Origin of the sequence: Komagataeibacter nataicola (genome assembly GCF_003207795.1) — a bacterium.
Classification (GTDB): Bacteria; Pseudomonadota; Alphaproteobacteria; order Acetobacterales; family Acetobacteraceae; genus Komagataeibacter; species Komagataeibacter nataicola.
Genome location: NZ_NIRT01000010.1, coordinates 63,115 through 81,922 on the forward strand (window position 1 = coordinate 63,115; position 18,808 = coordinate 81,922).

25 protein-coding genes are annotated in these 18,808 nt (G+C 62.1%); 6 read left to right on the top strand and 19 right to left on the bottom strand.

What is annotated here, in order from left to right; genetic code table 11:
* Positions 1-249: 249 nt before the first annotated feature.
* Both CDI09_RS07605 and CDI09_RS07610 read left to right on the top strand, forming a co-directional pair.
* The gene (locus CDI09_RS07605) at positions 250-747 is read left to right on the top strand and encodes a hypothetical protein (RefSeq protein WP_078523774.1); all 498 of its coding nucleotides are present in this window, start codon (positions 250-252) and stop codon (positions 745-747) included.
* Positions 744-1,325, top strand: a complete 582-nt coding sequence (locus CDI09_RS07610; RefSeq protein WP_078523776.1) for a peroxidase-related enzyme — start codon at positions 744-746, stop codon at positions 1,323-1,325. Before CDI09_RS07605 ends, CDI09_RS07610 begins: the two co-directional genes overlap by 4 nt.
* A gap of 72 nt (positions 1,326-1,397) precedes the next feature.
* Here the strand turns inward: CDI09_RS07610 and CDI09_RS07615 are convergent, their stop codons facing one another.
* From CDI09_RS07615 to CDI09_RS07635, 5 genes are all read right to left on the bottom strand, one after another.
* Positions 1,398-2,387 (bottom strand): ABC transporter ATP-binding protein, encoded by a 990-nt coding sequence (locus tag CDI09_RS07615; RefSeq protein WP_078523778.1) that lies wholly within the window; start codon positions 2,385-2,387, stop codon positions 1,398-1,400.
* On the bottom strand, positions 2,384-3,409 hold the full coding sequence (locus tag CDI09_RS07620) for an ABC transporter ATP-binding protein (protein ID WP_078523780.1): 1,026 nt from the start codon (positions 3,407-3,409) through the stop codon (positions 2,384-2,386). The genes CDI09_RS07615 and CDI09_RS07620 overlap by 4 nt, the downstream gene beginning before the upstream one ends.
* Positions 3,399-4,373 carry an ABC transporter permease gene (locus CDI09_RS07625; protein WP_078523782.1) on the bottom strand — a complete coding sequence of 325 codons (975 nt, stop codon included), beginning with the start codon at positions 4,371-4,373 and terminating at the stop codon, positions 3,399-3,401. Before CDI09_RS07625 ends, CDI09_RS07620 begins: the two co-directional genes overlap by 11 nt.
* Positions 4,370-5,365 (bottom strand): ABC transporter permease, encoded by a 996-nt coding sequence (locus CDI09_RS07630; RefSeq protein ID WP_078523784.1) that lies wholly within the window; start codon positions 5,363-5,365, stop codon positions 4,370-4,372. The genes CDI09_RS07625 and CDI09_RS07630 overlap by 4 nt, the downstream gene beginning before the upstream one ends.
* Positions 5,366-5,509: 144 nt before the next feature.
* Positions 5,510-5,950, bottom strand: a complete 441-nt coding sequence (locus CDI09_RS07635; protein WP_146220819.1) for a hypothetical protein — start codon at positions 5,948-5,950, stop codon at positions 5,510-5,512.
* Positions 5,951-6,059: 109 nt separating this feature from the next.
* Between CDI09_RS07635 and CDI09_RS18960 the strand changes: the two genes are divergently transcribed.
* On the top strand, positions 6,060-6,245 hold the full coding sequence (locus tag CDI09_RS18960) for a CPCC family cysteine-rich protein (RefSeq protein WP_078523787.1): 186 nt from the start codon (positions 6,060-6,062) through the stop codon (positions 6,243-6,245).
* Between the two features lie 221 nt (positions 6,246-6,466).
* Here the strand turns inward: CDI09_RS18960 and CDI09_RS17570 are convergent, their stop codons facing one another.
* From CDI09_RS17570 to CDI09_RS07670, 8 genes are all read right to left on the bottom strand, one after another.
* Positions 6,467-6,724, bottom strand: coding sequence for a hypothetical protein (locus tag CDI09_RS17570; RefSeq protein ID WP_146220820.1), 258 nt, complete (start codon positions 6,722-6,724; stop codon positions 6,467-6,469).
* Between the two features lie 60 nt (positions 6,725-6,784).
* Complete coding sequence (locus CDI09_RS07650; RefSeq protein ID WP_078523790.1) at positions 6,785-8,053, bottom strand: D-mannose isomerase; 1,269 nt, start codon at positions 8,051-8,053, stop codon at positions 6,785-6,787.
* Positions 8,046-8,906 carry a glucose 1-dehydrogenase gene (locus CDI09_RS07655; protein ID WP_078523791.1) on the bottom strand — a complete coding sequence of 287 codons (861 nt, stop codon included), beginning with the start codon at positions 8,904-8,906 and terminating at the stop codon, positions 8,046-8,048. The genes CDI09_RS07650 and CDI09_RS07655 overlap by 8 nt, the downstream gene beginning before the upstream one ends.
* 101 nt (positions 8,907-9,007) lie before the next feature.
* Positions 9,008-9,178, bottom strand: coding sequence for a hypothetical protein (locus tag CDI09_RS18090; protein ID WP_167370150.1), 171 nt, complete (start codon positions 9,176-9,178; stop codon positions 9,008-9,010).
* Between the two features lie 242 nt (positions 9,179-9,420).
* Positions 9,421-9,555, bottom strand: a complete 135-nt coding sequence (locus CDI09_RS18805) for a hypothetical protein (protein ID WP_257788372.1) — start codon at positions 9,553-9,555, stop codon at positions 9,421-9,423.
* A gap of 434 nt (positions 9,556-9,989) precedes the next feature.
* On the bottom strand, positions 9,990-11,012 hold the full coding sequence (locus tag CDI09_RS07660) for an MYG1 family protein (RefSeq protein WP_078523794.1): 1,023 nt from the start codon (positions 11,010-11,012) through the stop codon (positions 9,990-9,992).
* A gap of 78 nt (positions 11,013-11,090) precedes the next feature.
* Positions 11,091-11,777 carry a phosphoribosyltransferase gene (locus CDI09_RS07665; RefSeq protein WP_078523796.1) on the bottom strand — a complete coding sequence of 229 codons (687 nt, stop codon included), beginning with the start codon at positions 11,775-11,777 and terminating at the stop codon, positions 11,091-11,093.
* Between the two features lie 80 nt (positions 11,778-11,857).
* A complete protein-coding gene (locus tag CDI09_RS07670; RefSeq protein ID WP_078523797.1) occupies positions 11,858-12,559 on the bottom strand; it encodes a pirin family protein in 702 nt (233 codons plus the stop codon).
* A gap of 178 nt (positions 12,560-12,737) precedes the next feature.
* On the opposite strand from CDI09_RS07670, the gene CDI09_RS07675 reads away from it, so the two are divergent.
* Positions 12,738-13,664, top strand: a complete 927-nt coding sequence (locus tag CDI09_RS07675) for a LysR family transcriptional regulator (RefSeq protein ID WP_078523798.1) — start codon at positions 12,738-12,740, stop codon at positions 13,662-13,664.
* A 45-nt stretch (positions 13,665-13,709) separates the two neighbouring features.
* On the opposite strand, the gene wrbA is transcribed toward CDI09_RS07675, so the two are convergent.
* A complete protein-coding gene (gene wrbA, locus CDI09_RS07680; protein ID WP_078523799.1) occupies positions 13,710-14,309 on the bottom strand; it encodes an NAD(P)H:quinone oxidoreductase in 600 nt (199 codons plus the stop codon).
* 177 nt (positions 14,310-14,486) lie between these two features.
* Positions 14,487-15,449 carry a sensor histidine kinase gene (locus CDI09_RS07685; protein WP_078523800.1) on the bottom strand — a complete coding sequence of 321 codons (963 nt, stop codon included), beginning with the start codon at positions 15,447-15,449 and terminating at the stop codon, positions 14,487-14,489.
* Between the two features lie 217 nt (positions 15,450-15,666).
* Here CDI09_RS07685 and CDI09_RS07690 point away from each other — a divergent pair, with 217 nt between their 5' ends.
* Positions 15,667-15,906 carry a hypothetical protein gene (locus tag CDI09_RS07690; RefSeq protein ID WP_078523802.1) on the top strand — a complete coding sequence of 80 codons (240 nt, stop codon included), beginning with the start codon at positions 15,667-15,669 and terminating at the stop codon, positions 15,904-15,906.
* A 16-nt stretch (positions 15,907-15,922) separates the two neighbouring features.
* Here CDI09_RS07690 and tmpT read toward each other — a convergent pair whose 3' ends face one another.
* The 4 genes from tmpT to CDI09_RS07710 all read right to left on the bottom strand — a co-directional run bounded on the left by tmpT (position 15,923) and on the right by CDI09_RS07710 (position 18,115).
* Positions 15,923-16,579: a thiopurine S-methyltransferase gene (gene tmpT / locus CDI09_RS07695; RefSeq protein ID WP_078523804.1), complete on the bottom strand. Its 657-nt coding sequence runs from the start codon at positions 16,577-16,579 to the stop codon at positions 15,923-15,925.
* Between the two features lie 85 nt (positions 16,580-16,664).
* Positions 16,665-16,982: a hypothetical protein gene (locus CDI09_RS07700; protein ID WP_078523806.1), complete on the bottom strand. Its 318-nt coding sequence runs from the start codon at positions 16,980-16,982 to the stop codon at positions 16,665-16,667.
* Positions 16,983-17,107: 125 nt separating this feature from the next.
* Complete coding sequence (locus tag CDI09_RS18545) at positions 17,108-17,437, bottom strand: hypothetical protein (protein ID WP_236944563.1); 330 nt, start codon at positions 17,435-17,437, stop codon at positions 17,108-17,110.
* Positions 17,438-17,629: 192 nt separating this feature from the next.
* Positions 17,630-18,115 (bottom strand): DUF523 domain-containing protein, encoded by a 486-nt coding sequence (locus CDI09_RS07710; RefSeq protein ID WP_078523808.1) that lies wholly within the window; start codon positions 18,113-18,115, stop codon positions 17,630-17,632.
* 505 nt (positions 18,116-18,620) lie between these two features.
* On the opposite strand from CDI09_RS07710, the gene CDI09_RS18095 reads away from it, so the two are divergent.
* Positions 18,621-18,758: a hypothetical protein gene (locus CDI09_RS18095; protein WP_167370151.1), complete on the top strand. Its 138-nt coding sequence runs from the start codon at positions 18,621-18,623 to the stop codon at positions 18,756-18,758.
* Positions 18,759-18,808 lie beyond the last annotated feature (50 nt).

Below are 18,808 nucleotides of genomic sequence, written 5' to 3' on the forward strand. Positions count from 1 at the left end.
TACAGCCTCCCTGCCATGCCTCAGGCGTGATTTCGGCGGTAGATCATGACGGCTGCGATGCCTCGTGCTCCGTAATGTCGGGCATCTCGATACCCATATCCGCGCCGTAAAGTCCGCATTATCGGGCCTGATAATAAAATGCGCCATGTGGGCATTTGCTATATTGCGATGCAGTAAGTGCATGGTAGCCTGCGGCCCACACCCCACTGCCGGTTCCTGCGGAGCTGGCCCATCAGGAAGTGGAACGTAATGTCCAACCCGTTCTCGACATTCAGTTCTTTATCGGCACAATCCCGCTCAGCCGAGGTAAAGGCCGCCCTGGCGGAGCGTGCAAAGATCATGCAGCTATGTGATGCCAGCGGGCAGGCTGTCGTCACACCCGCGGCCTGTGGCAACCTGCCCCACGCCCTGCGCTGCGCCATTGCCATCCGCATTGCGCGGGCCAATGGCAATGAGGAACTGGCCACGATCTACGCCACCGTGCTTGCCACCATGGAAGCGGCCCCGCAGGTCGCGGCCATTGCGGATGGCGCGGATGCGGCGGACGCGCGCGGGGTGGCCATCCTGTCCTATGTCGATACGGTGACACGCACGCCCACCAGAGCCAGCCGCGCGCATATTGATGCCCTGCTCGGCGCGGGCCTGACCGATAGCGATGTTGTCAGCCTGGCCGAACTCGTGGCGTGCATCAATTTCCAGGTCCGCGTGCTTGCCGGGGTCCGTCTGGTCGAGGAGACATTCGCATGAAGCCCGTCACCCGCTTTACCACCGATACGCTCGCCTGGGAGCCGTACATCACCCCGGTGGATTATGACACGGCAACGCCCGCCCAGCGCGAGGCGCTGCAGGAAACGCCTTCGCACCGCAAGATCTCGAAATATACGCTCACGCTGGCGCACGACCCCGAAAGCCTGAAATACCGCTCGCCGCTGTTCAACCTGATTATGTACGGAAAGGACGGCCTGCCCCGCGCGGAACGCGAACTCGCGGCGGTGGCGACATCGGTGGTAAACCACTGCATTTACTGCGGCTCGGTCCATGCCGCGCGCTATATCGAACTGACAAAACGGCCCGAGGTCATGGATGCGATCTTTACCGATGGTACCAAGGCCGAAATCGATGAGTATTCACAAGGCCTGTTCGACTTTGCGGTTGCACTTTCCAAAACGCCTGTCGCCGCAACCCAGGCCGATATGAACCACGTGCGCGATCTGGGCTTCAACGCGCTTCAGGCGCTTGACCTTGTGCTGGCCAGCGCCATTTTTGGCTGGGCCAACCGGCTCATGCACACGCTGGGCCAGGCCGTGGAACCCACGGATACATAAAAACGGATAGAAGTTTTCGGGCGCCGCCTTTTTGAAAGCAGCGACACCCAAAACCTTGTCATGTTTCCTGTTTTAAGCGGGTGGGTTCTCCTCGCCAGGCGGGTAGTGGCAGGCAACTTCATGGTTGGGGCGAATGGCGCGCAACTGGGGTTCCTCCGCGCTGCACCGCGCCTGCGCCTGCGGGCAGCGCGTGTGAAACCGGCAGCCCGCAGGCCGGTTGACCGGGCTGGGCACGTCGCCACGCAGCAGCATGGCCGGGGGCGCACCCACCATGGGGCGCGGCACGGCGGCGATCAGGGCGGCGGTGTAGGGGTGGGCGGGCGCATGCAGCACATCATCCGTTCCGCCACATTCAACAATCGCACCCAGATACATGACCGCCACGCGCGTGGAAATCTGCCGCACCACCGCCAGGTCATGCGCCACGAACACATAGGTCAGCCCCAGCCGCTCGCGCAGTTCGGCAAACAGGTTGACGATCTGGGCCTGCACCGAAACATCAAGCGCCGAGACCGGTTCATCCGCTACCACCAGCCGTGGCGACAGCGCGAGGGCGCGGGCGATATTGATGCGCTGGCGCTGCCCGCCCGAGAAGGCATGCGGATAACGCGCAAGGGCGGAGGCAGGCAGGCCAACCAGCGCCATGAGTTCATGCAGGCGCGCGGTGATCGTGGCCGCCGCGCGCCTGCGCCCATCGGGGCCGGGATGCACGCGCAGCGGCTCGGCGAGCAGGTCGCCAATGCTGCGGCGCGGGTTGAGCGCTGCGGTGGAATTCTGGAACACCATCTGCATGCCCGGACGCAGCGGGCGCAGCTTGCGTTCGCTCAGGGTGGTGATGTCGCGTCCTTCAAACAGCACCTGCCCTGATGAGACATCATCCAGCCGCAGCATGCACCGCCCCAGCGTGGATTTGCCACAGCCGGATTCCCCCACCAGCCCCAGCATCTCGCCGGGCATGACGCGTAGCGATATGCCATCAACCGCCCTGAGCCTCTGCCCATGCGGCAGGCGGTAGGTCTTGCGCACGTCGCGCAGTTCCAGCACGGGGGTGGGGTGGGTCATGGCTGCATGGCCTGTGCGGTGGCGCGCGGTGGCAGGGGCTTACCCTCGGTGGGGAGCACGCAGGCGGCCTGCTGCCCCGCCCCGATGCTGGCCAGCGGTGGCGGGGCCGGCAGGCAGGTGGCGTGCACATAGGCGCAGCGTGGCCCAAAGGCGCAGCCCGCAGGCCGCTCCTGTGGGGTGGGCGGCACGCCCGCAATGGCGGGCAGGCGATGCGGGCGCGTGCCGTAAAGCGGGGGGATGGAGTCCAGTAATGCAGCGGTATAGGGGTGCGCAGGCCGGGCGAACAGGGTGGCGGTCGGCCCGCTTTCCGCCATTCGGCCGGAATAGAGCACGAGCGTGCGTGAACAGGTCTGGGCCACCACCCCCATATCATGCGTGATGAGCAGCACGGAGGAGCCGTGGCTGTGGCGTAGGCCCCGCAGCAGGTCAAGGATCTGGGCCTGCACGGTCACGTCAAGGGCAGTGGTTGGTTCATCGGCAATCAGCAGGGTGGGATTGCATGAAAGCGCCATGGCGATCATGGCGCGCTGGCGCAAACCGCCCGAGAGCTGGTGGGGGTAGCGCTGCGCCGTGCGGGCGGGGTCGGGCACGCCCATTTCGGCGAGCAGCTGCACCGTGCGGGCTCGCGCGGCGCGGCGGGAGAGACGCTCATGCGCGCGGATCTGCTCATCGATCTGCCAGCCAATGGTATAGACCGGGGTGAACGCCGTCATGGGGTCCTGAAAGATCATGGCGATGTCCCCCCCGCGCAGGTTGCGCAGGGCGCGCGGCGCCATCCCCACCAGTTCCTGCCCGCGAAAACGCGCCGAGCCGCTGACCTGCACGCCAGGGCTGTCGATCAGCCCCATCAGTGCCATGGCCGTGACCGACTTGCCCGAGCCTGATTCACCCACCAGCCCCACGATTTCGGCTTCGTTCACGCAAAAGGATACGTTCTCGACCAGCCGGATCATGCTCCCGTTCGCGGGCACGCTCACGCACAGGTCACGCACATCAAGCAGGGGCACGGGATCAGCGGGCATCACGCACCCTCGGGTCGAGCAGTAAATACACCATGTCTACCACCGCATTGGCCACCACCACGAAAATGGCGGAATACATGACCGTGGCCATGATGACCGGCAGGTCGAGATTGGTAAGCGCCCGATAGGTCAGCCGCCCCACGCCGGGCAGGCCGAACACCACCTCGGTCAGCAGTGCGCCACCGCCTACAAGCTGGGCAAAATCCAGCCCGAACAGCGAGACGAACGTGACCAGCGCGGTGCGCAGCCCATGGCGCAGCATGACCCGTGTGGGAGAAAGCCCCTTGGCGCGGGCCGTGCGCATGAAATCCTCGCCCGCCAGCGCTACGAGATCCGCCCGCAGCACCCGGCTGTAAATGCCGATGAACATGACCGCCAGCACAACCCACGGAATGACCAGGGCGCGGAACCATCCGCCCGGATCCTCGCTGAAGGGCACGTAGCCCAGCCCCGGCACCCACGAGAACAGCCATGTGTCATGATAGCGGCTTTGTGTAACAAGGTTGGCGACCTGCCCCAGCCAGAAGACGGGGATGGAAATACCCACCAGCCCGGCCATCATGAGCGTGCGGTCCACCCACGTATCCTTCATCGCTGCGGCCAGCGTGCCCATGATGATGGACGCACCCACCCAGATGAACGCCGCCCCGCACACCAGGCAGGCCGTGACCGGGGCCGCCTGCAGGATCTGGGGCACCACCAGTTCGCCCCGGTCGGCGTAGGAGGCGAGATCGCGGGTGATGAACAGCTTTTTCATCATGGTGGCGTACTGCACCGGCAGGGCGCGGTCGAAGCCGTATTCAAGGCGCACTTTTTCCATGATCTGCGGCGAGGCGTTACGGCCTGCGATGCGCGCGGTCGGGTCTGCCCCCGGCGTTGCGAAAAACACCGCGAACACCAGCACCGACACGCCAAACAGCACGAGCAGCGTCTGGCCCAGGCGGCGCAGCAGGGGGGCGATCATCGTGTGCCTCCGCGCCCGTCAAGCGCATCGCGCAGGCCATCGGCCACGATATTGAGCGCAAGCACTACCGCCACGATGGCAAGCCCCGGCGCCACGGCCACCAGCGGGCGGGTATAGATCAGACCCTCGCCATCCTGAATGATGGTGCCCCACGAAGCCTGTGGCGCCTGCACGCCCAGCGAGAGGAAGGACAGCGCACTCTCCGCCAGCAGGGCCAGCGCCATGAGCAGTGGGCCGAGCGTCGCCAGCGTGGTGGTGATGTTGGGCACGATATCAAGCAGCATGATCCGCCACCCCGGCACGCCAAGGCTGCGCGCGGCCATGACGAATTCCGCCTGCCGCAGCGCCAGCACCCGCCCGCGTATGGGGCGGGCGGCATAGGGTATGTAGACCAGCGCTATGATGAAGATGGGAATGAGCAGACTGTCCGCCCCCAGCGTAAACGGACCCAGATGGATTTTCTGGCTGACCATGACGATGGAAAGCGAAATGGCGAACAGATAGACCGGCACCGCCCACATGATGTCCATGATGCGGGAGAGAATGGTATCGATCACGCCACCGCAGAAACCGGCCACAATGCCCGCAAGCGTTGCCGCCGCAAGGCATAGCACCGCGGCACCGGCCGAAATGAACAGGGAATTGCGCCCGCCGTACAGCAGCCGGGCGGCAAGGTCGCGGCCCTGGCTGTCCGCGCCGAGCAGGTAGGCTGCATGCCCCGTGGGGCCGATGGGGCTGAGGCCGAGATGCAGCGGATTGTCATTGGGCTGCATGATGTCTACTTCCTGCCCATCCAGCACGATGCTGCCTGCCACGTTGGAGGCGAATGGATCGGTATGGGCCACGTCATGGGCATAAAGCGGGGCCAGCAGGCAGGCGCAGGTGATGAACGCCAGCACGCCCAGCGCCCCCATGGCCGACCTGTTGCGCCCGAACGCACGCGCGGCCTGCCGCCACGGGCCAGATGGAAGGGAAGGGGAAGGCGAAGACATGGTTGGCGGCGCACCCCGATGGCTTGCAGGACTGGTCCTGCCACTATAACCCGACCTGACCCGCATGCGGGAGTGCCTGCCATGATTTTATGTCACGCGCGCTTCTGCGGGCATGGATCGGGGCTGGGCGCGTGAACGCAGTTTTCAGGCGAGAAGGTGGCGCATTTTCGTGCGGAACTGCTGCATGGCATGCAGGTCTGTCTGCCAGGTGGAAAACTTTTCACCATCCTCGTCAATAAATTCGATTTCTCCCAGGTTGGTCTGGAAGGAGAGAATGTCACTCAGGCAATACTGATCGGCAAAAATGATTTGATTTTGAATATAAACTGTTCCATCAATTACAGAACAGGGCCAGGACGTAAAGAAATTGGCCATGTCGGGGTCATAAACATTTACCAGAAAATACGATTTCCCGTTTGACAGCACTCTTTCCGCTGCCGCAAGCCACTGTTCCTGATACTGGCGTGCATTGAAAAATATATTGTTGGAGAAGAAATTTTCAGAGAAATTTCCAATTTTTATGCTGCCATTATATCCTGCCTCACCGAACATACGGCCTTCGCTGGTAAAAAAAAGATCGAACATGATCTGCGCCCTTGTATATGACTTGAAAATATCTTTCAGGAGGTATCCTGTTATCATGATATCGACCATGGTAACAAAATGGTTTCTGCTCGATTGATAGGAACAGGCCATGACGGAACTGCTACCATACCCGTGCTGTAAATCATTGGAAATTTCAGAGTATGGAGGATATGAGATCTGTCCCGTCTGTAATTGGGAAGATGATCCCGTGCAGTCGGCGGACCCGGACTATTCAGGTGGGGCCAATAAACTCAGCCTGAACCAGGCAAGGGCCTGTCATCATGGTAAAGCATAGATTATTTAACTTTTTATACTTCGCAACAGGCGATGACAGCGCGGGTTCTTTCCATAAAATCAGGCGACTCATCATTTATCCGCCTGCATGTAGCAAATACTGATTCCTTGATGTTTTTTGAGGACAGGCTGAGCTGCGACAGAAGTATTTTCTTACACTTCTGGTTGTTTATCACTCTTAATAACGGAAATACAGACCACTCAGGGGCAATTTTGATTAATTCAGGGAAGAATTCCAGAATCTTTTTTTATATAAACATGATTATCCAGATCTTCTGCGGCCTTGAGTATCAGAAAACTGGCTTCATCTCTTTCGTCTTTGTCTGACAGTAACCCCAACATATCTGGAACAAATTCAGGAACGGTGATAAAGTTTCTATGAAGTTCCGTAACCAGTTGATCTACAGTCAATGTATCCGGATGATCTACTTCAAGATGCTTCTTCAACGCATCTATGACTGATCCGTACGTTCCGTTCATATGATCATTTCCTGAAAATCGCGGGCCAAGGGCTTTATGGCATAGCGTGCCTTTCAGGCCCTAATTTTCCAGTAATGATACGGCCGTAGCAAAGCTTGGCGCAAGTGGCAGCAGCGGTGTAATAGTGGCCTGCCAGGCATGGTACAGATCGGCCTTGCCTGCATAGACCACGGCGGATGGCCGGTTGTGCTGGTCAAGTTCCTGTATCCAGCCACCCCGTTTGCGGTCGATCATGTACAGGTCGATATAATTCCATATCGTGCGGTACCATTGCTCATATTGCGCGTGCCCCGTGCGTTTGAGCAGGGCGGCGGCAGCGGTCATGGCCTCGGCCTGGCACCAGTGGGGGCGGTTGTGCACCACGGGCTGGTGGTTCCAGTCGATGGTATAGACCAGCCCCGGCGCGCCATCGCGCGCCCAGCCGGTTTCCATGCCACGGTGGAACAGGGCCACGGCATCGTCCAGAAGCCATGATGGCGCATTGCCCTGCGTGCGCAGTAAGGCGGCCTCCAGCTTGAGCAGCAGGTGCGACCATTCCACAAAATGCCCCGGCGTCATGCCATAGGGGCGCAGGGCGTCGGTAGGGGTGTTGCGGTGGTAATCGGGCAGTTGGGTCCAGTTCCGGTCGTAATGCTCGGGCAGAAAATAGTCGGCCTCGCGGGCCAGCGTGTGGATGAAGCGCTCCACCACGCGCAGCGCGCGCTGCCGCCACACCGGGTTGCCCGTTACGTCCGCCACCGCCATGCAGGCTTCGACCGAATGCATGTTGGCGTTGGCGCCACGATAGTTTTCCTCATCCGACCAGTCAGCGGCAAAGCTTTCACGAAAGACGCCTTCCTGCTCGCTCCAGAAATGCTCTTCCCATACCCTGAGTGCGGCATCGAGCAGCGCGCGGCCCTCCGGCACGCCCGCAACTGTTGCGGATGACGCTGCCAGGGCCACAAAGGCATGCAGATAGGCCTGCTTGCGGGCATCTGCCGGGCGGGAGCCATCGGTAGGCGGCGTGAGGAACCAGCCATCATGCTCATGGTCACGCAGGGGGCCGAGCAGGCAGGCCACGCCATGGGCGGCCAGCGGCCCACAGCCCGGCAGGCCGCGCCCTGAAGCCACGGCATAGACATGGGTCATGCGCGCGCTAAGCGTACTGTCTGCCGTGGCGGGGGGCGGCAGGGCGCCGTCATCATCAAGGGCGGCGAAGCCCTGCGCCACGCGTGATGGCTTGGAGAAATCAAGCAGGCGCTGGCCCTGCATGTCGAGCCAGCGGCGATGGGGGGACAGGCGCAGCCATGATGCGGCGGGCAGCATCAGGGCGGGCAGCGGCTCAGCCATTGATAATCATGCCGCCATTGACGTGCAGGGTCTGCCCGGTCACGAACGATGAATCCTGCGCTGCCAGATACACATAGGCTGGCCCCAGTTCGCTGGGCTGGCCAACACGGCCAAGGGGCGTCTTGTCACCCAGATGGGCGACGGCCTCGGGGTCAACCGGCCCCCAGCTTGCAGGTTGCAGCGGGGTCCAGACCGGACCGGGGGCTACGGCGTTCACCCTGATGCCCCTGGGCGCAAGCTGCAGGGCCAACGCGCGGGTAAAGCCCATTTCGGCCGCCTTGGTGGTGGTGTAGGCCACGAGCGAGGCATTACCCGCGAAGGCATTGACTGAGGATGTATTGATGATGGCGCTGTCACGCCCCAGATGCGGCAGGGCGGCGCGGGTGAGGTAGAAATAACCGTTGATGTTCACATCCATGTGGTGCTGCCACATGTCATCGGTAATATCGGTCAGGTCTTCGCTGACATACTGCACACCCGCATTGTTCACCACGATGTCGAGGCCGCCCAGCGTATCGACGGTCTGCTTGACCGCATCATCACATACAGCGCTGTTGGCCACGTTGCCGCGTATGGCAAGCGCCTTCACTCCCTCGGCCTCGGCCAGGCGAACGCTCTCGTGCGCGTCTTCATCTTCTTCAAGGTAGAGAATGGCGACATCGGCGCCCTCACGGGCGAAATGCAGCACGGCGGCCCGCCCGATGCCACTATCACCACCACTGACAAGGGCCCGGCGCCCCTTCAGCTTGCCGCTGCCGCGATAGCTCTCGCGGATATGCTCGGCCTGCGGGTTCATCAACCGCTCGACGCCGGGCTGGTGGGGCTGGCTCTGGGGGGGGATGGTGGTGGTCATGCAGGCGCTCCGTCATGGTGGAGAAAGGGCAGGGTCATGCCCTGCCTCCACCTAACGCACGGACCGCGCGGGATGTTGCCTGCCATTTGCCTGCCCTGGCGTTACCACCGCCCGCCGGGGCCACCGCGCATGCGCGCGCCATGGGGGCCGTAGCCATCACCGTAGTGACCGTCCTGCCATTCCCGATGGTGGTGGTGGTGCCGACCGTCGGCGCAACTGGTCATGGACAGGGTAAGGGAAAGGATCGCGAGGATCTGTAGGGTCCGGCTCATGGGGATCTCCTGTAACTGCCGACTGGCAACGTGGCAGGAGACGGAAGGTTTGGGCGGACCCGGTGGAATATCTGATGACACCCGACCATTCTGCCTTTTTGAGGCAACGGCGCAACACGGCCCTGCGGCGTGCGGAATGCTGCCACGAAAGGCTGCCCGAGGCAGTTTTCAGGGTGGGGCGACAGGATCCGGGCCTGCGTAGCTTTTCCTGCCCCGGCAGGCCCGGTGTAAAGACGTTCCGCCTAAAGTAAAAAGATCATCGCCGTTGAGAGCGCAAAGGCGATGGCCAGCAGGGCTGGGCCCATGATGTCCCACCGGCTGGCATAGCCGGGGTTGTCCGTGCCGGTCTGAAAGGCACGACGTAGACGCAACTTCATTGACGCCTCCTGTATCCGGGGCATGCTGCCGATCAGGCGCTACCTGTCGGTCTGCCTGTTCATATGAAGATAAAGGATAACCATAACGCCAGTGTCAGCAGGACCATGCCCAGGCCGACCATATCCATGACACTGGGGTTTGTGCGGTACCGTGTTCCCATATTCATGGCAACCTCCCTTACGGGGGGACATGTCCCGCCCGATGGAGGTGACGTGGGATGCGCCGGGGCCACCGGAAAGAGGGGAAAAGGCCGGATAGAGGGCCTGTCCCATCACGTTTATGGCATCATCAGGCATGCTGGCTGCATGCGCTGCCGCCCATGAACGAAGGCAGGCCCGACCATATCCTGAAATCATCCAGGTCTTTGGCGAAGCTTTTTTCAAAAAAGCTCCGGAAAAGGCCGCACCCCTGCGGTTCAGGGGCACGGGCAGGTTCAGCCCTGTGCCTGTGCGGCGTCGATCTCAAGGGCGAGCTGCGCCATTTTCAGCGCGCCCGCGCGGCTTGCCGCCCCGCAGATGAAGCGGGCCGGGTGGGCAAAGACCGCATCGGCCACGCCGGATACGCCTGCCAGCGTCGCGCCATCAAGTCCGCGCCAGGCCTCGGGCAGGGAGACGCGCTGGCCAAAGTCACCCCGCACGGGCGGAATGGCCTTGACGTTCCAGCGATCGGGCGCGGCGGGGGAGACGACATAGACCACCGGCAGGTCATGATCGAAAATGACCTTCTCGGTCGGCATGCCGGTTTCCATGAGCAGGATGCGCTTGTCCTCCGCCTGCGCATAGGCGGCGAGCACGCGGCTTTCCGCCTTGAGGCTGGCGCGCACGCGGTCGATCATGTTGACGAGGTGCCCGGCAACCGCCACCGCCGCATTGGCGAAGCCTTCGGTCTCGCGGGTTTTGGCGGCATCGGGGCCGTACAGCTCCACCGTATCCCATGTGGGGCGGCAGGCGGAGACGATATCGGCCAGCGACAGCTTGCCCATCTTGGTCACGCCGTTATCATCAAGGTCGATGGGCAGCACGAGCGAGCGGTCAATGGACTGCCAGATGGCGGCGACTTCGGGTTCCGGCGCAGGGTTTTTAAGGATGCTGCGGATCGCGGCCATGCCGTAATCCTTCCACAGCAGCCCGGCCGCGCTATAGGGCGTGCCGTCCTCGCGCAGGGGCTTTTCCTTCATGTGGTGGTCGTAGCGGCCCGTGGCGGGGTCGTATTTGCCGCCCACGTCAAAGACGATATCGGCTGCGGCAATGCGCTCGGGCGAGCGGGTGCGGGTAAAGGCCAGCCGCCCATCCGGGCCGGTGCCCATCACGCGCCCGCGCAGGTCGCCATCCGGCGCCAGCGCGTAATGCAGGATCACATAGCCCAGCGTCTCATCAAGGTGGAAGTTACCTGAATGTGTCACCGCGCTGACGGGAGCGGTGGGGTTTTCAAGACCGATGGGCGTGTGTTCTGACATAAAGCGACCTGCTGCGGGCAAAAGTGAATTTGATAGTGCCGTCATGCCGCAAAGACCCCGGCAAGACAATGGGCAGTTTCAGGTGCCGGGCAGGGGGCGCCAGTTGCCTGCCTGCCCGCCAAAGAGCGGAATATGACCCAGCGCATGCACCGGTGGCACGGTGCCGGGGCAGGCCGCATCCAATGCCGCGCGCCAGGCCCAGCCTTCGGTCAGCACGGCTGCAATGGCCACGACGCATGCGCCCGCGTGTTTAAGCAGTTGCACGGCAGCAGCAGCCGTGCGGCCGGTGTTGAGCACATCATCAATCACCACCACGCGCCTGCCCCGCACGCGTTCCACCAGGGCGGGGTCAAGGTAAAGATGCTTGGTCTGGTCAGGACTGGTCGATGATGTAAGCGCGATGGCAAGGCTGTCATCATACCAGAATTTGCGTGAGTGCCCCAGCGCCACGTAATCGTCAAAGCCAAGCTTTTCAGCCACGGGGCGGGCGTAGGCCAGCCCCATGGTGGGCACGCCAACGATCGCCTGGGGGGCCAGCGGGCCGACCATTCCGGCCAGCAGGCGAGTGAGTTGGCACTCGACGGCAAAGCCGGTCTGGTTGGCCATGAGCAGGGCAATGGCCCGCTCGCCGCCGGGCAGGGCGCGCAGCGGCAGGGTCAGGGTGGAGCCATCAGTCAGCCGCACCGGATAGGATTCACCATAAGGCGGAGCAGCAGCGGGCGCGCCATCAGGCGACCATGTGGCGGAATAGGAAGCAGGGGTCACGGATCAGTCCTGGTCATGGCGTGGGTCAGGCCGGGGCACGGTATTGCGCCCCGGCCTGCATGATACACACCGCCGGCGGTTCAGGCGATGGTATCGACCACAATGATCTCGGCATCCTCCAGCGCGCGCACGTGCAGGGTCTCGATATCGGACAGCGCCGCCCCATCACGCTCGTTTACACGCACACCGTCTATTTCCACCGCGCCGCGCGCGGGCACGAGGTAGCCCAGTCGCCCGGCGCCCAGCCTGTAAGTGGCTGTCTGCCCCCTGGCCAGGGTGGCCCCAAGCACACGGGCATCGGCATTGATGGGCAGGGCGTCGTCATCACCCGGCCGCCCCGAGGCCAGCACCACAAACTGCCCGGCACGCTCATCGCGCGGGAAAGCCCGCGTGCCCCATGAGGGCGCATGGCCAGCACGGTCGGGCATGATCCAGATCTGGAACAGGCGGGTGGCCACCGCGTCACGGTTGTATTCGCTGTGGCGGATGCCGGTGCCAGCCGACATCACCTGCACGTCACCCGCCTCGGTGCGCCCGGTATTGCCCAGGCTGTCGGTGTGAGTGATGGCTCCTTCGCGCACGAAGGTAATGATTTCCATATCCCGGTGCGGATGGGTGCCAAAGCCGGTGCCGGGCGCGATCATATCGTCATTCCAGACCCGCAGCGCACCCCAGTGCATACGGGCGGGATCATGATACCCCGCGAAGGAGAAATGATGCCTTGCATCGAGCCATCCATGGTTGGCGTGGCCCAGCAGGCCAAAGGGTCGGACTTCGATCATCGGGTTTCTTCCTTTCTGTTGTCCCCATGGTATCGGGCGGGCAGGGGTATTCATATGGAAATGAATGAAATGCTTCATTTCCGTTTTTTTATCATGTGCTGCACAGGCCGGGGTGGAGACAGGGGCGCGCAGATCAGTTATGGAAATGCATGGCACGCACCCTTTCCCGAGTTTGCCGATGAGACTGCCGGATTTCGAGGCCTGGGCCATTTTTGCCAAAGTGGCGGAGCGCGGTTCGTTTGCCCGCGCGGCAGAGGAGATACAGCTCTCCAAGCCCACGGTGTCGAAGGCCATCAGCCGGCTTGAGCAGTCGCTTGGCGTGGCTTTGTTCAACCGCAATTCGCGCCAGATGTCGCTAACCGAGACAGGGCGCCTGCTGCTTGGCCATGCCAGCACGATCCTGGCCGAAGCCGAGGCCGCCGAGACACAGGCCCGTGGCGGCACGCGCGCCCCTTCGGGGCTGATCCGCATGGCCGCCCCCATGACCTTTGGCATACAGCACCTGGCCCCGGTCCTGCCTGAGTTTCTGCTGCGTTACCCCGAAATCGACCTCACCATAGATTACAGCGATGCGCTGGTGGACCTGGTGGCGGGCGGCTACGATCTGGCGCTACGCATCGCGGCCCTAGCCGATTCATCGCTGCGTGCCCGGAGGTTGTGCAGCGTGCGGCTGGCTCTGGTATGCACGCCCGCCTATCTGGCGCATATTGGCGCGCCAGAACATCCGCGCGCGCTCGCGGGGCACAGAAGCTTTGTCTATACCAATACCTCCGCCCCCGGCATGATCCGCCTGCACCATGAAAGCGATGGTCGGGAGTTCGTGCTCTCACAGACGGCACGGCTGAGGGCCGATAATGCGGCGGGCTTCCTGCCCGCGCTCGAGGCGGGGCTGGGGTTCGGACTGTTTCCCGAATTCATGGTGTGGGAGGGGCTGAAGGCAGGCCGCTTCGTGCGCCTGCTGCCCGGCTGGGACGTGCCGCCGGTGGGACTTTACCTGATTACGCCCGCAAGCGGGCTGCGGCCCATCCGGGTCAATGCGTTTATTGATTATCTGGTGAGCGCCTTTGCCCACCCGCCCTGGGCACAGGAAGGGAACTGCCCGTAGGCAGCAGGGGTCTCCCCCGGCGTAACGGGCCGGGGGAGAGGCAGATCAGGCGGTGAGCTTGCGCGCAAGCCCTGCCACGTGCTGGCCAAGATAATGCGCGCCATCAAGCTCGGTGGGGCTGGGCTGGCGTGAGCCGTCGCCTGCCGCGATGGTGGTGGCGCCATAAGGCGCGCCGCCGGTCACTTCATCGACCTTGAGCTGGCCCTGAAAGCTGTAGGGCAGGCCTGTAATGACCATGCCATGATGCAGCAGGTTCGTTATAAGCGAGAACAGCGTGGTTTCCTGCCCGCCATGCTGCGATGCGGTGGAGGTGAACACCGCGCCAACCTTGCCGACCAGCGCGCCCTTGAGCCACAGGCCGCCGGTCTGGTCCCAGAAATTGGCCATCTGTGAGGGCAGGCGGCCAAAACGGGTGGGCGCACCCACGATGATCGCATCATATTCCGGCAGTTCCGCCGTGGTGGCGAGCGGGGCGGCCTGCTCGGTCTTGAAATGGTGGTTTTTGGCGACCTGTTCAGGCACGAGTTCAGGCACGCGCTTGACCACGGCCTCCAGCCCGGCCTCGCGCACGCCTTCGGCCACGGCGTGGGCCATCGTTTCCACATGGCCATAGGATGAGTAATACAGTACGAGAACCTTGGGCATATTCATGACCTTCCGCTATGTTGCGAGCTGCGCTACCGGGTGTGTCCGGCACTGGCCTTAACAATACGGCCCGATGCGCCCGCCGATACGCCAAAATTGGAAACGCTCCGTTTCCGGAGCTTGAAGGATGCTTGCGGGCAGGAACGCTTTTTCAAAAAGTGTCACCAAAACCTAATTTTATGCTGACAGCGGCAGGAATATGGCGGCCGTAACCCCGTCTGCACGCCATTGCATGTTGAACGTGCCAGCACAGGTCTTGACGATGCGGCCGATCAGGCGCAGGCCCTGCCCGCGCCCGCCAGGCAGCGCGGAGGCGGGAAGGGATGCATGTTCCACCCACTCCAGCCGTAATTCACCCGGACTGCCCCGCCAGTGCAGGCCGATGCGCCCGCCCTGGCTGACTGCGCCGTATTTAGCTGAATTGACGCATAATTCCCCGATCACCAGCGCCACGGCATCGGCCGCGCGTCGGTCCAGGGCGAGGCCGGGGGGAATATCGAGCGTGAAACAGTCCTCAGCGGCACCATAGAAGGGTGTGACCAGCATCTCGATCAGTTCCCGCAGGTCGGCGGGTGTCGCGTCGTCATCAAACAGTGACTGCGCGCGGGCCAGCGCCATGATGCGCAGTTCCATATCCGCCACGAATTCACCAAGCTGGGGGTTATGACCGGCAAAGCGGCGCAGCAGGCTGCATACGATGGTGTAGCTGTTGCGCAGGCGGTGGCGCATCTCCCCGATCATGACCCGCAGGGCCTCGCGGTCGTTCTCGGCCTGGGTCACATCGCGCGAGATGCTCAGAAACCCGATGGGCCTGCCGGCATCATCGCATACCTGTGTTATGCTGACTTCCCACCAGCGCGGATCGTTTTTGGCCGTGGGGCACGCCCCGCGAAAACGGGCGGTTTCACCCGCGCGGGCGGAGCGGAAGGCGTTTTCTATATCGGGCTGGAGCACATCGGGCCATAACCCGGCCCACCGCATGTCCGCGATCTGGGTAAAGGAGTCAATCTCCATGGCGCACAGGCCGTTGGCGTTCATCCAGATCAGGTTGCCATTGCAGTCAAGCAGTTTGACGCAATCCGTGCTCTGCTCAAGAACGCGAGCAAGATCCGAGGCCGTAAGCGAAGCGCGTGTCAGCATACAGGCATGTTACAGCAAAAAAACTGGCGGCGGAAGCAGGCGGTGCGTGAAACGGCCTGTGTCACGCGCATGTTCATGGAAGTGACTTCCTGCCCTGCGGGCATTATAGAAGGGGCAACACGGGGGCCGGGCGTGGGTGGCACGCACCCTTCGGGTTCCGGGCGGCATCGGCCCGGCTGGATACGGCCCCGGCACCCATACGGATACAGGCGGAATCATGCGATCGATTATAGAACACATCCGGCAGATCAACGCGGAGCGCACACCGGTGATGAATCTGTGCGCCTGCCTGTGCGTCGTGGTCATGCTGGGGCTTGCCAATCTGATCTGCCACTACGTGCTGCATACCGACATGTCTTTCATCATGCCCTGGATGCTGGCGGCCACGGCGCTGTATTTCTTTATTCCAGCACTCGTGTTGTGGATTGTAACGGGCAACCCTTCGGGCAGGTCATGATGGATGGCGTTGAACCTCAGGGGCCGGTGGCATACTGCAGGGGCGTCAGGGTCCATACGCTTTCCCATGCCGGGCAGGCGCCTTTCAGGCCGCCGGGCACGGATTGCCGTGCCACGCGGTTGAGCGTGAAGGTCGTGGCGTAATACTGGCGCAGCATCGTTTCATCTACCGCAAAGGGTGGGCCCGCCCGGCGTGACGGGTCATATTCCAGGCAGATCAGCAGTTGCGGCGCGGCACGGGTCAGGGCAACGAGGTGGCTGGCATAGGCTGCCCGCATGGTGGCGGGCAGGGCAATCAGCGCCGCGCGATCATAGACGCCGTCCACCGCGCCAAGCTGCGTGGGGGTAAGATCAAGGATATTGCCGACAAAAACGCAGAGTTTTCCTGCCTCGAAGCGATCAAGCGCGCCGAGGGGCGTGACATGTGGCACAAGGCCAAGCGCGGCAAAGAGACGTGTTACGGCAATGCGGCTGAGTTCGCTGCCCACCACCGCGTAGCCCTGAGCCAGCAGCCAGTGAATATCGAGGCTCATGCCGCACAGGGGCACAAAAACCCGCGCGCCCGCAGGCAGGCGCAGGGCGGGCAGATAGCGGGTCAGCAGGGCATTGGGGCAGGGTTCATGAAAACCGATCTCACCGCGTTCCCACTTCGTCTGCCAGAAAGCTTCATCCATCATGCCTGCCTTTATGCCAGTAACGGTGCTTTCCGTCGTAGCGCGTTACATCTGGCATGAACAGACAGGTTGTGTCGTGGGCCCTTTATTGCCATGCGCCAGCCTGTGTCATGCATTCCGCAAAGAAATTACGGTGCGAGGCCTGGCTGACCCCGATGGTCGTTGCCGTATAGTCACTGCCAAGCGAACGGCCCTCGCATCTGGCCTCAATGTTGCGGTAACGGCTGCTATCCCTGGGGATCACGGCACTATGCCCCGGCATGTAGCCATAAACTGAATTGACATGGTTATGGGCACGTAGCCGCGCGGGCAGGCCGATATGATAGCTGTGGCTGGCCGCAGGCCGGGGCAGGGCTGCGACCATCATGGCGGACAGGGCCACGAGGGTGATCCTTTTGAGCATGGGCAATACCTCTGGTGGTTTTGCAGCGCTTGTAAGGGGTCAATGTCACAGTATTATATGCGGATAGCGTCTTTTTGTTTCAAACGGATTATATATTATTCATCTTGCAGCAATAAAAGCTGCTCCTACCAGCCCATGTTGCCCGGTCCGCTCCAGCCGCCACCCAGGCTGCCCCACTCGCCCTGCGGGCCACCATTGCCATGATCGGATGCCGCGCGCGCATTGTCATCCACGCGTGGATTATGGTCAGCGCAGGCGGCGAGTGATGCAACGCAGGCAAGAAGCATGACAAAGCGCGGGAGCAGACGCATGCCGATATACATCCCATCAGGCTGCGGGCGGAGCAGGTGCGACTGCGCCATGGGGACTACCGGCTGCAAAAGCCGCATGTCAGGTGCAAGGGCGTCATGCGCAACCGGGCGGTACGGCCCCGGCGCAGGTGGATGGCCGGGCAAGCCGAGGCCGCATGCACCATGATACGTCGCACCTGTATAACGCTGCGTAAAAAAACCTGACCAAACGTAACACAGGGCATGCCCCACGAATTCAGAGCGTGTTTTACAAGCCAATCCGGGCACATCCTGTATTCATGACAATATTCCTGAAATGCCGGAACAACGCAGCCTGCCTGCACACACGCCGTAAGGTCAGTCCATTATGGCCGCAACAAGCGCGAATTGCGCGGGCGCATACACGGCCACCCCGTGGCGGCGCAGGAGTGCTGCGGTGACCCCCATCCCGGCATGGCGCATGCCGTTAAACGTGCCGTCATAAATAAAGCTGCTGCCACATGACGGGCTGCCATCCATCAGCAGCGCCAGTGCACAGTGATGCTGCCGGACCATGGCCAGTGCGAGATGAGCGCCCGCCACAAACGGGGCCGATACATCCTGCCCTGTCGCTTCATGAACATGGGCCAGCCCGTCAAGCACGGCCATGCCATCACGCCCCTGCGCAATTTCAGCCGGGGGGCGGGGGGTCATGAGGCCGGCCTGCGTTTCGGGGCAGCAGACCGTCACGCGCCCTTCGGCCTGCCATCGCGCCAGACTGCGCTCAAGCAGGGGACGGGCCGAGCCATCATAGCGCACGGGCAGCCCCGCGAGGCAGCCACTGATCAGCAGGTTTGGTTTCATGCCGCCCAGCCTGCCACGAACGGGCGGCAGCGAAAACCGCCATGAGGCATGCGGGCAAGGAAAGGGGGAGTAAAAACAGAAACGGCAGGAGCCGGAACTCCCGCCGTCTGGTCTTTCTTCATCACGGATGTGTCGACCAACACATGCGGCGTATTTAATATTGTTATGACAGGATGTGGCATGAAAAAAATGCAGCCCTACCATCTGTTAAAGCTCTGTTGGGAAAGCGTATCCGCTGCCCCGGAGCGCTCATGCGTTTCGATAACGAAACATATACTTTTGCGGATGCGCCCTGTAAGCTGAAAAGAAAGGCTACGACTCAAAGCGTGTGGGGCACCAAGGCAGGAATATCATATGATGGATGGCAACACGATCTGTGGCAGATATCTGCCCCTGACCATGCGGATCAAGGGAATATCAGGCCGTAAATACTGGTAAATCAGGGCGTGAGGGTGCACACGCATATCATGAAACAAGAATTCCTGGCTGAAAGGAACACTGACGCGTGACCCAATGGAATATGATTTATCAGATTTCCATAGTAATCCGTAACGGCATCCTGCTGTGTTTCTTGACATGGGCGGTGATGCGGCTGGCCATGTGGGCGATTGAATTCCTGTTCGGGTCGGGCGGCGAGGAATAATGGCGTGCGCCTGCGGCTTGACCGGGGCAGGGGCAGCACGGATGATGGCG

Excerpts from the sequence above, each read along its gene's own strand:
- CDI09_RS07605 (WP_078523774.1), top strand. The coding sequence starts at position 250 with ATGTCCAACCCGTTCTCGACATTCAGTTCTTTATCGGCACAATCCCGC.
- CDI09_RS07610 (WP_078523776.1), top strand. The coding sequence starts at position 744 with ATGAAGCCCGTCACCCGCTTTACCACCGATACGCTCGCCTGGGAGCCG.
- CDI09_RS07615 (WP_078523778.1), bottom strand. The coding sequence starts at position 2,387 with ATGACCCACCCCACCCCCGTGCTGGAACTGCGCGACGTGCGCAAGACC.
- CDI09_RS07620 (WP_078523780.1), bottom strand. The coding sequence starts at position 3,409 with ATGCCCGCTGATCCCGTGCCCCTGCTTGATGTGCGTGACCTGTGCGTG.
- CDI09_RS07625 (WP_078523782.1), bottom strand. The coding sequence starts at position 4,373 with ATGATCGCCCCCCTGCTGCGCCGCCTGGGCCAGACGCTGCTCGTGCTG.
- CDI09_RS07630 (WP_078523784.1), bottom strand. The coding sequence starts at position 5,365 with ATGTCTTCGCCTTCCCCTTCCCTTCCATCTGGCCCGTGGCGGCAGGCC.
- CDI09_RS07635 (WP_146220819.1), bottom strand. The coding sequence starts at position 5,950 with ATGTTCGATCTTTTTTTTACCAGCGAAGGCCGTATGTTCGGTGAGGCA.
- CDI09_RS18960 (WP_078523787.1), top strand. The coding sequence starts at position 6,060 with ATGACGGAACTGCTACCATACCCGTGCTGTAAATCATTGGAAATTTCA.
- CDI09_RS17570 (WP_146220820.1), bottom strand. The coding sequence starts at position 6,724 with ATGAACGGAACGTACGGATCAGTCATAGATGCGTTGAAGAAGCATCTT.
- CDI09_RS07650 (WP_078523790.1), bottom strand. The coding sequence starts at position 8,053 with ATGGCTGAGCCGCTGCCCGCCCTGATGCTGCCCGCCGCATCATGGCTG.
- CDI09_RS07655 (WP_078523791.1), bottom strand. The coding sequence starts at position 8,906 with ATGACCACCACCATCCCCCCCCAGAGCCAGCCCCACCAGCCCGGCGTC.
- CDI09_RS18090 (WP_167370150.1), bottom strand. The coding sequence starts at position 9,178 with ATGAGCCGGACCCTACAGATCCTCGCGATCCTTTCCCTTACCCTGTCC.
- CDI09_RS18805 (WP_257788372.1), bottom strand. The coding sequence starts at position 9,555 with ATGAAGTTGCGTCTACGTCGTGCCTTTCAGACCGGCACGGACAACCCC.
- CDI09_RS07660 (WP_078523794.1), bottom strand. The coding sequence starts at position 11,012 with ATGTCAGAACACACGCCCATCGGTCTTGAAAACCCCACCGCTCCCGTC.
- CDI09_RS07670 (WP_078523797.1), bottom strand. The coding sequence starts at position 12,559 with ATGATCGAAGTCCGACCCTTTGGCCTGCTGGGCCACGCCAACCATGGA.
- CDI09_RS07675 (WP_078523798.1), top strand. The coding sequence starts at position 12,738 with ATGAGACTGCCGGATTTCGAGGCCTGGGCCATTTTTGCCAAAGTGGCG.
- wrbA (WP_078523799.1), bottom strand. The coding sequence starts at position 14,309 with ATGCCCAAGGTTCTCGTACTGTATTACTCATCCTATGGCCATGTGGAA.
- CDI09_RS07685 (WP_078523800.1), bottom strand. The coding sequence starts at position 15,449 with ATGCTGACACGCGCTTCGCTTACGGCCTCGGATCTTGCTCGCGTTCTT.
- CDI09_RS07690 (WP_078523802.1), top strand. The coding sequence starts at position 15,667 with ATGCGATCGATTATAGAACACATCCGGCAGATCAACGCGGAGCGCACA.
- tmpT (WP_078523804.1), bottom strand. The coding sequence starts at position 16,579 with ATGGATGAAGCTTTCTGGCAGACGAAGTGGGAACGCGGTGAGATCGGT.
- CDI09_RS07700 (WP_078523806.1), bottom strand. The coding sequence starts at position 16,982 with ATGCTCAAAAGGATCACCCTCGTGGCCCTGTCCGCCATGATGGTCGCA.
- CDI09_RS07710 (WP_078523808.1), bottom strand. The coding sequence starts at position 18,115 with ATGAAACCAAACCTGCTGATCAGTGGCTGCCTCGCGGGGCTGCCCGTG.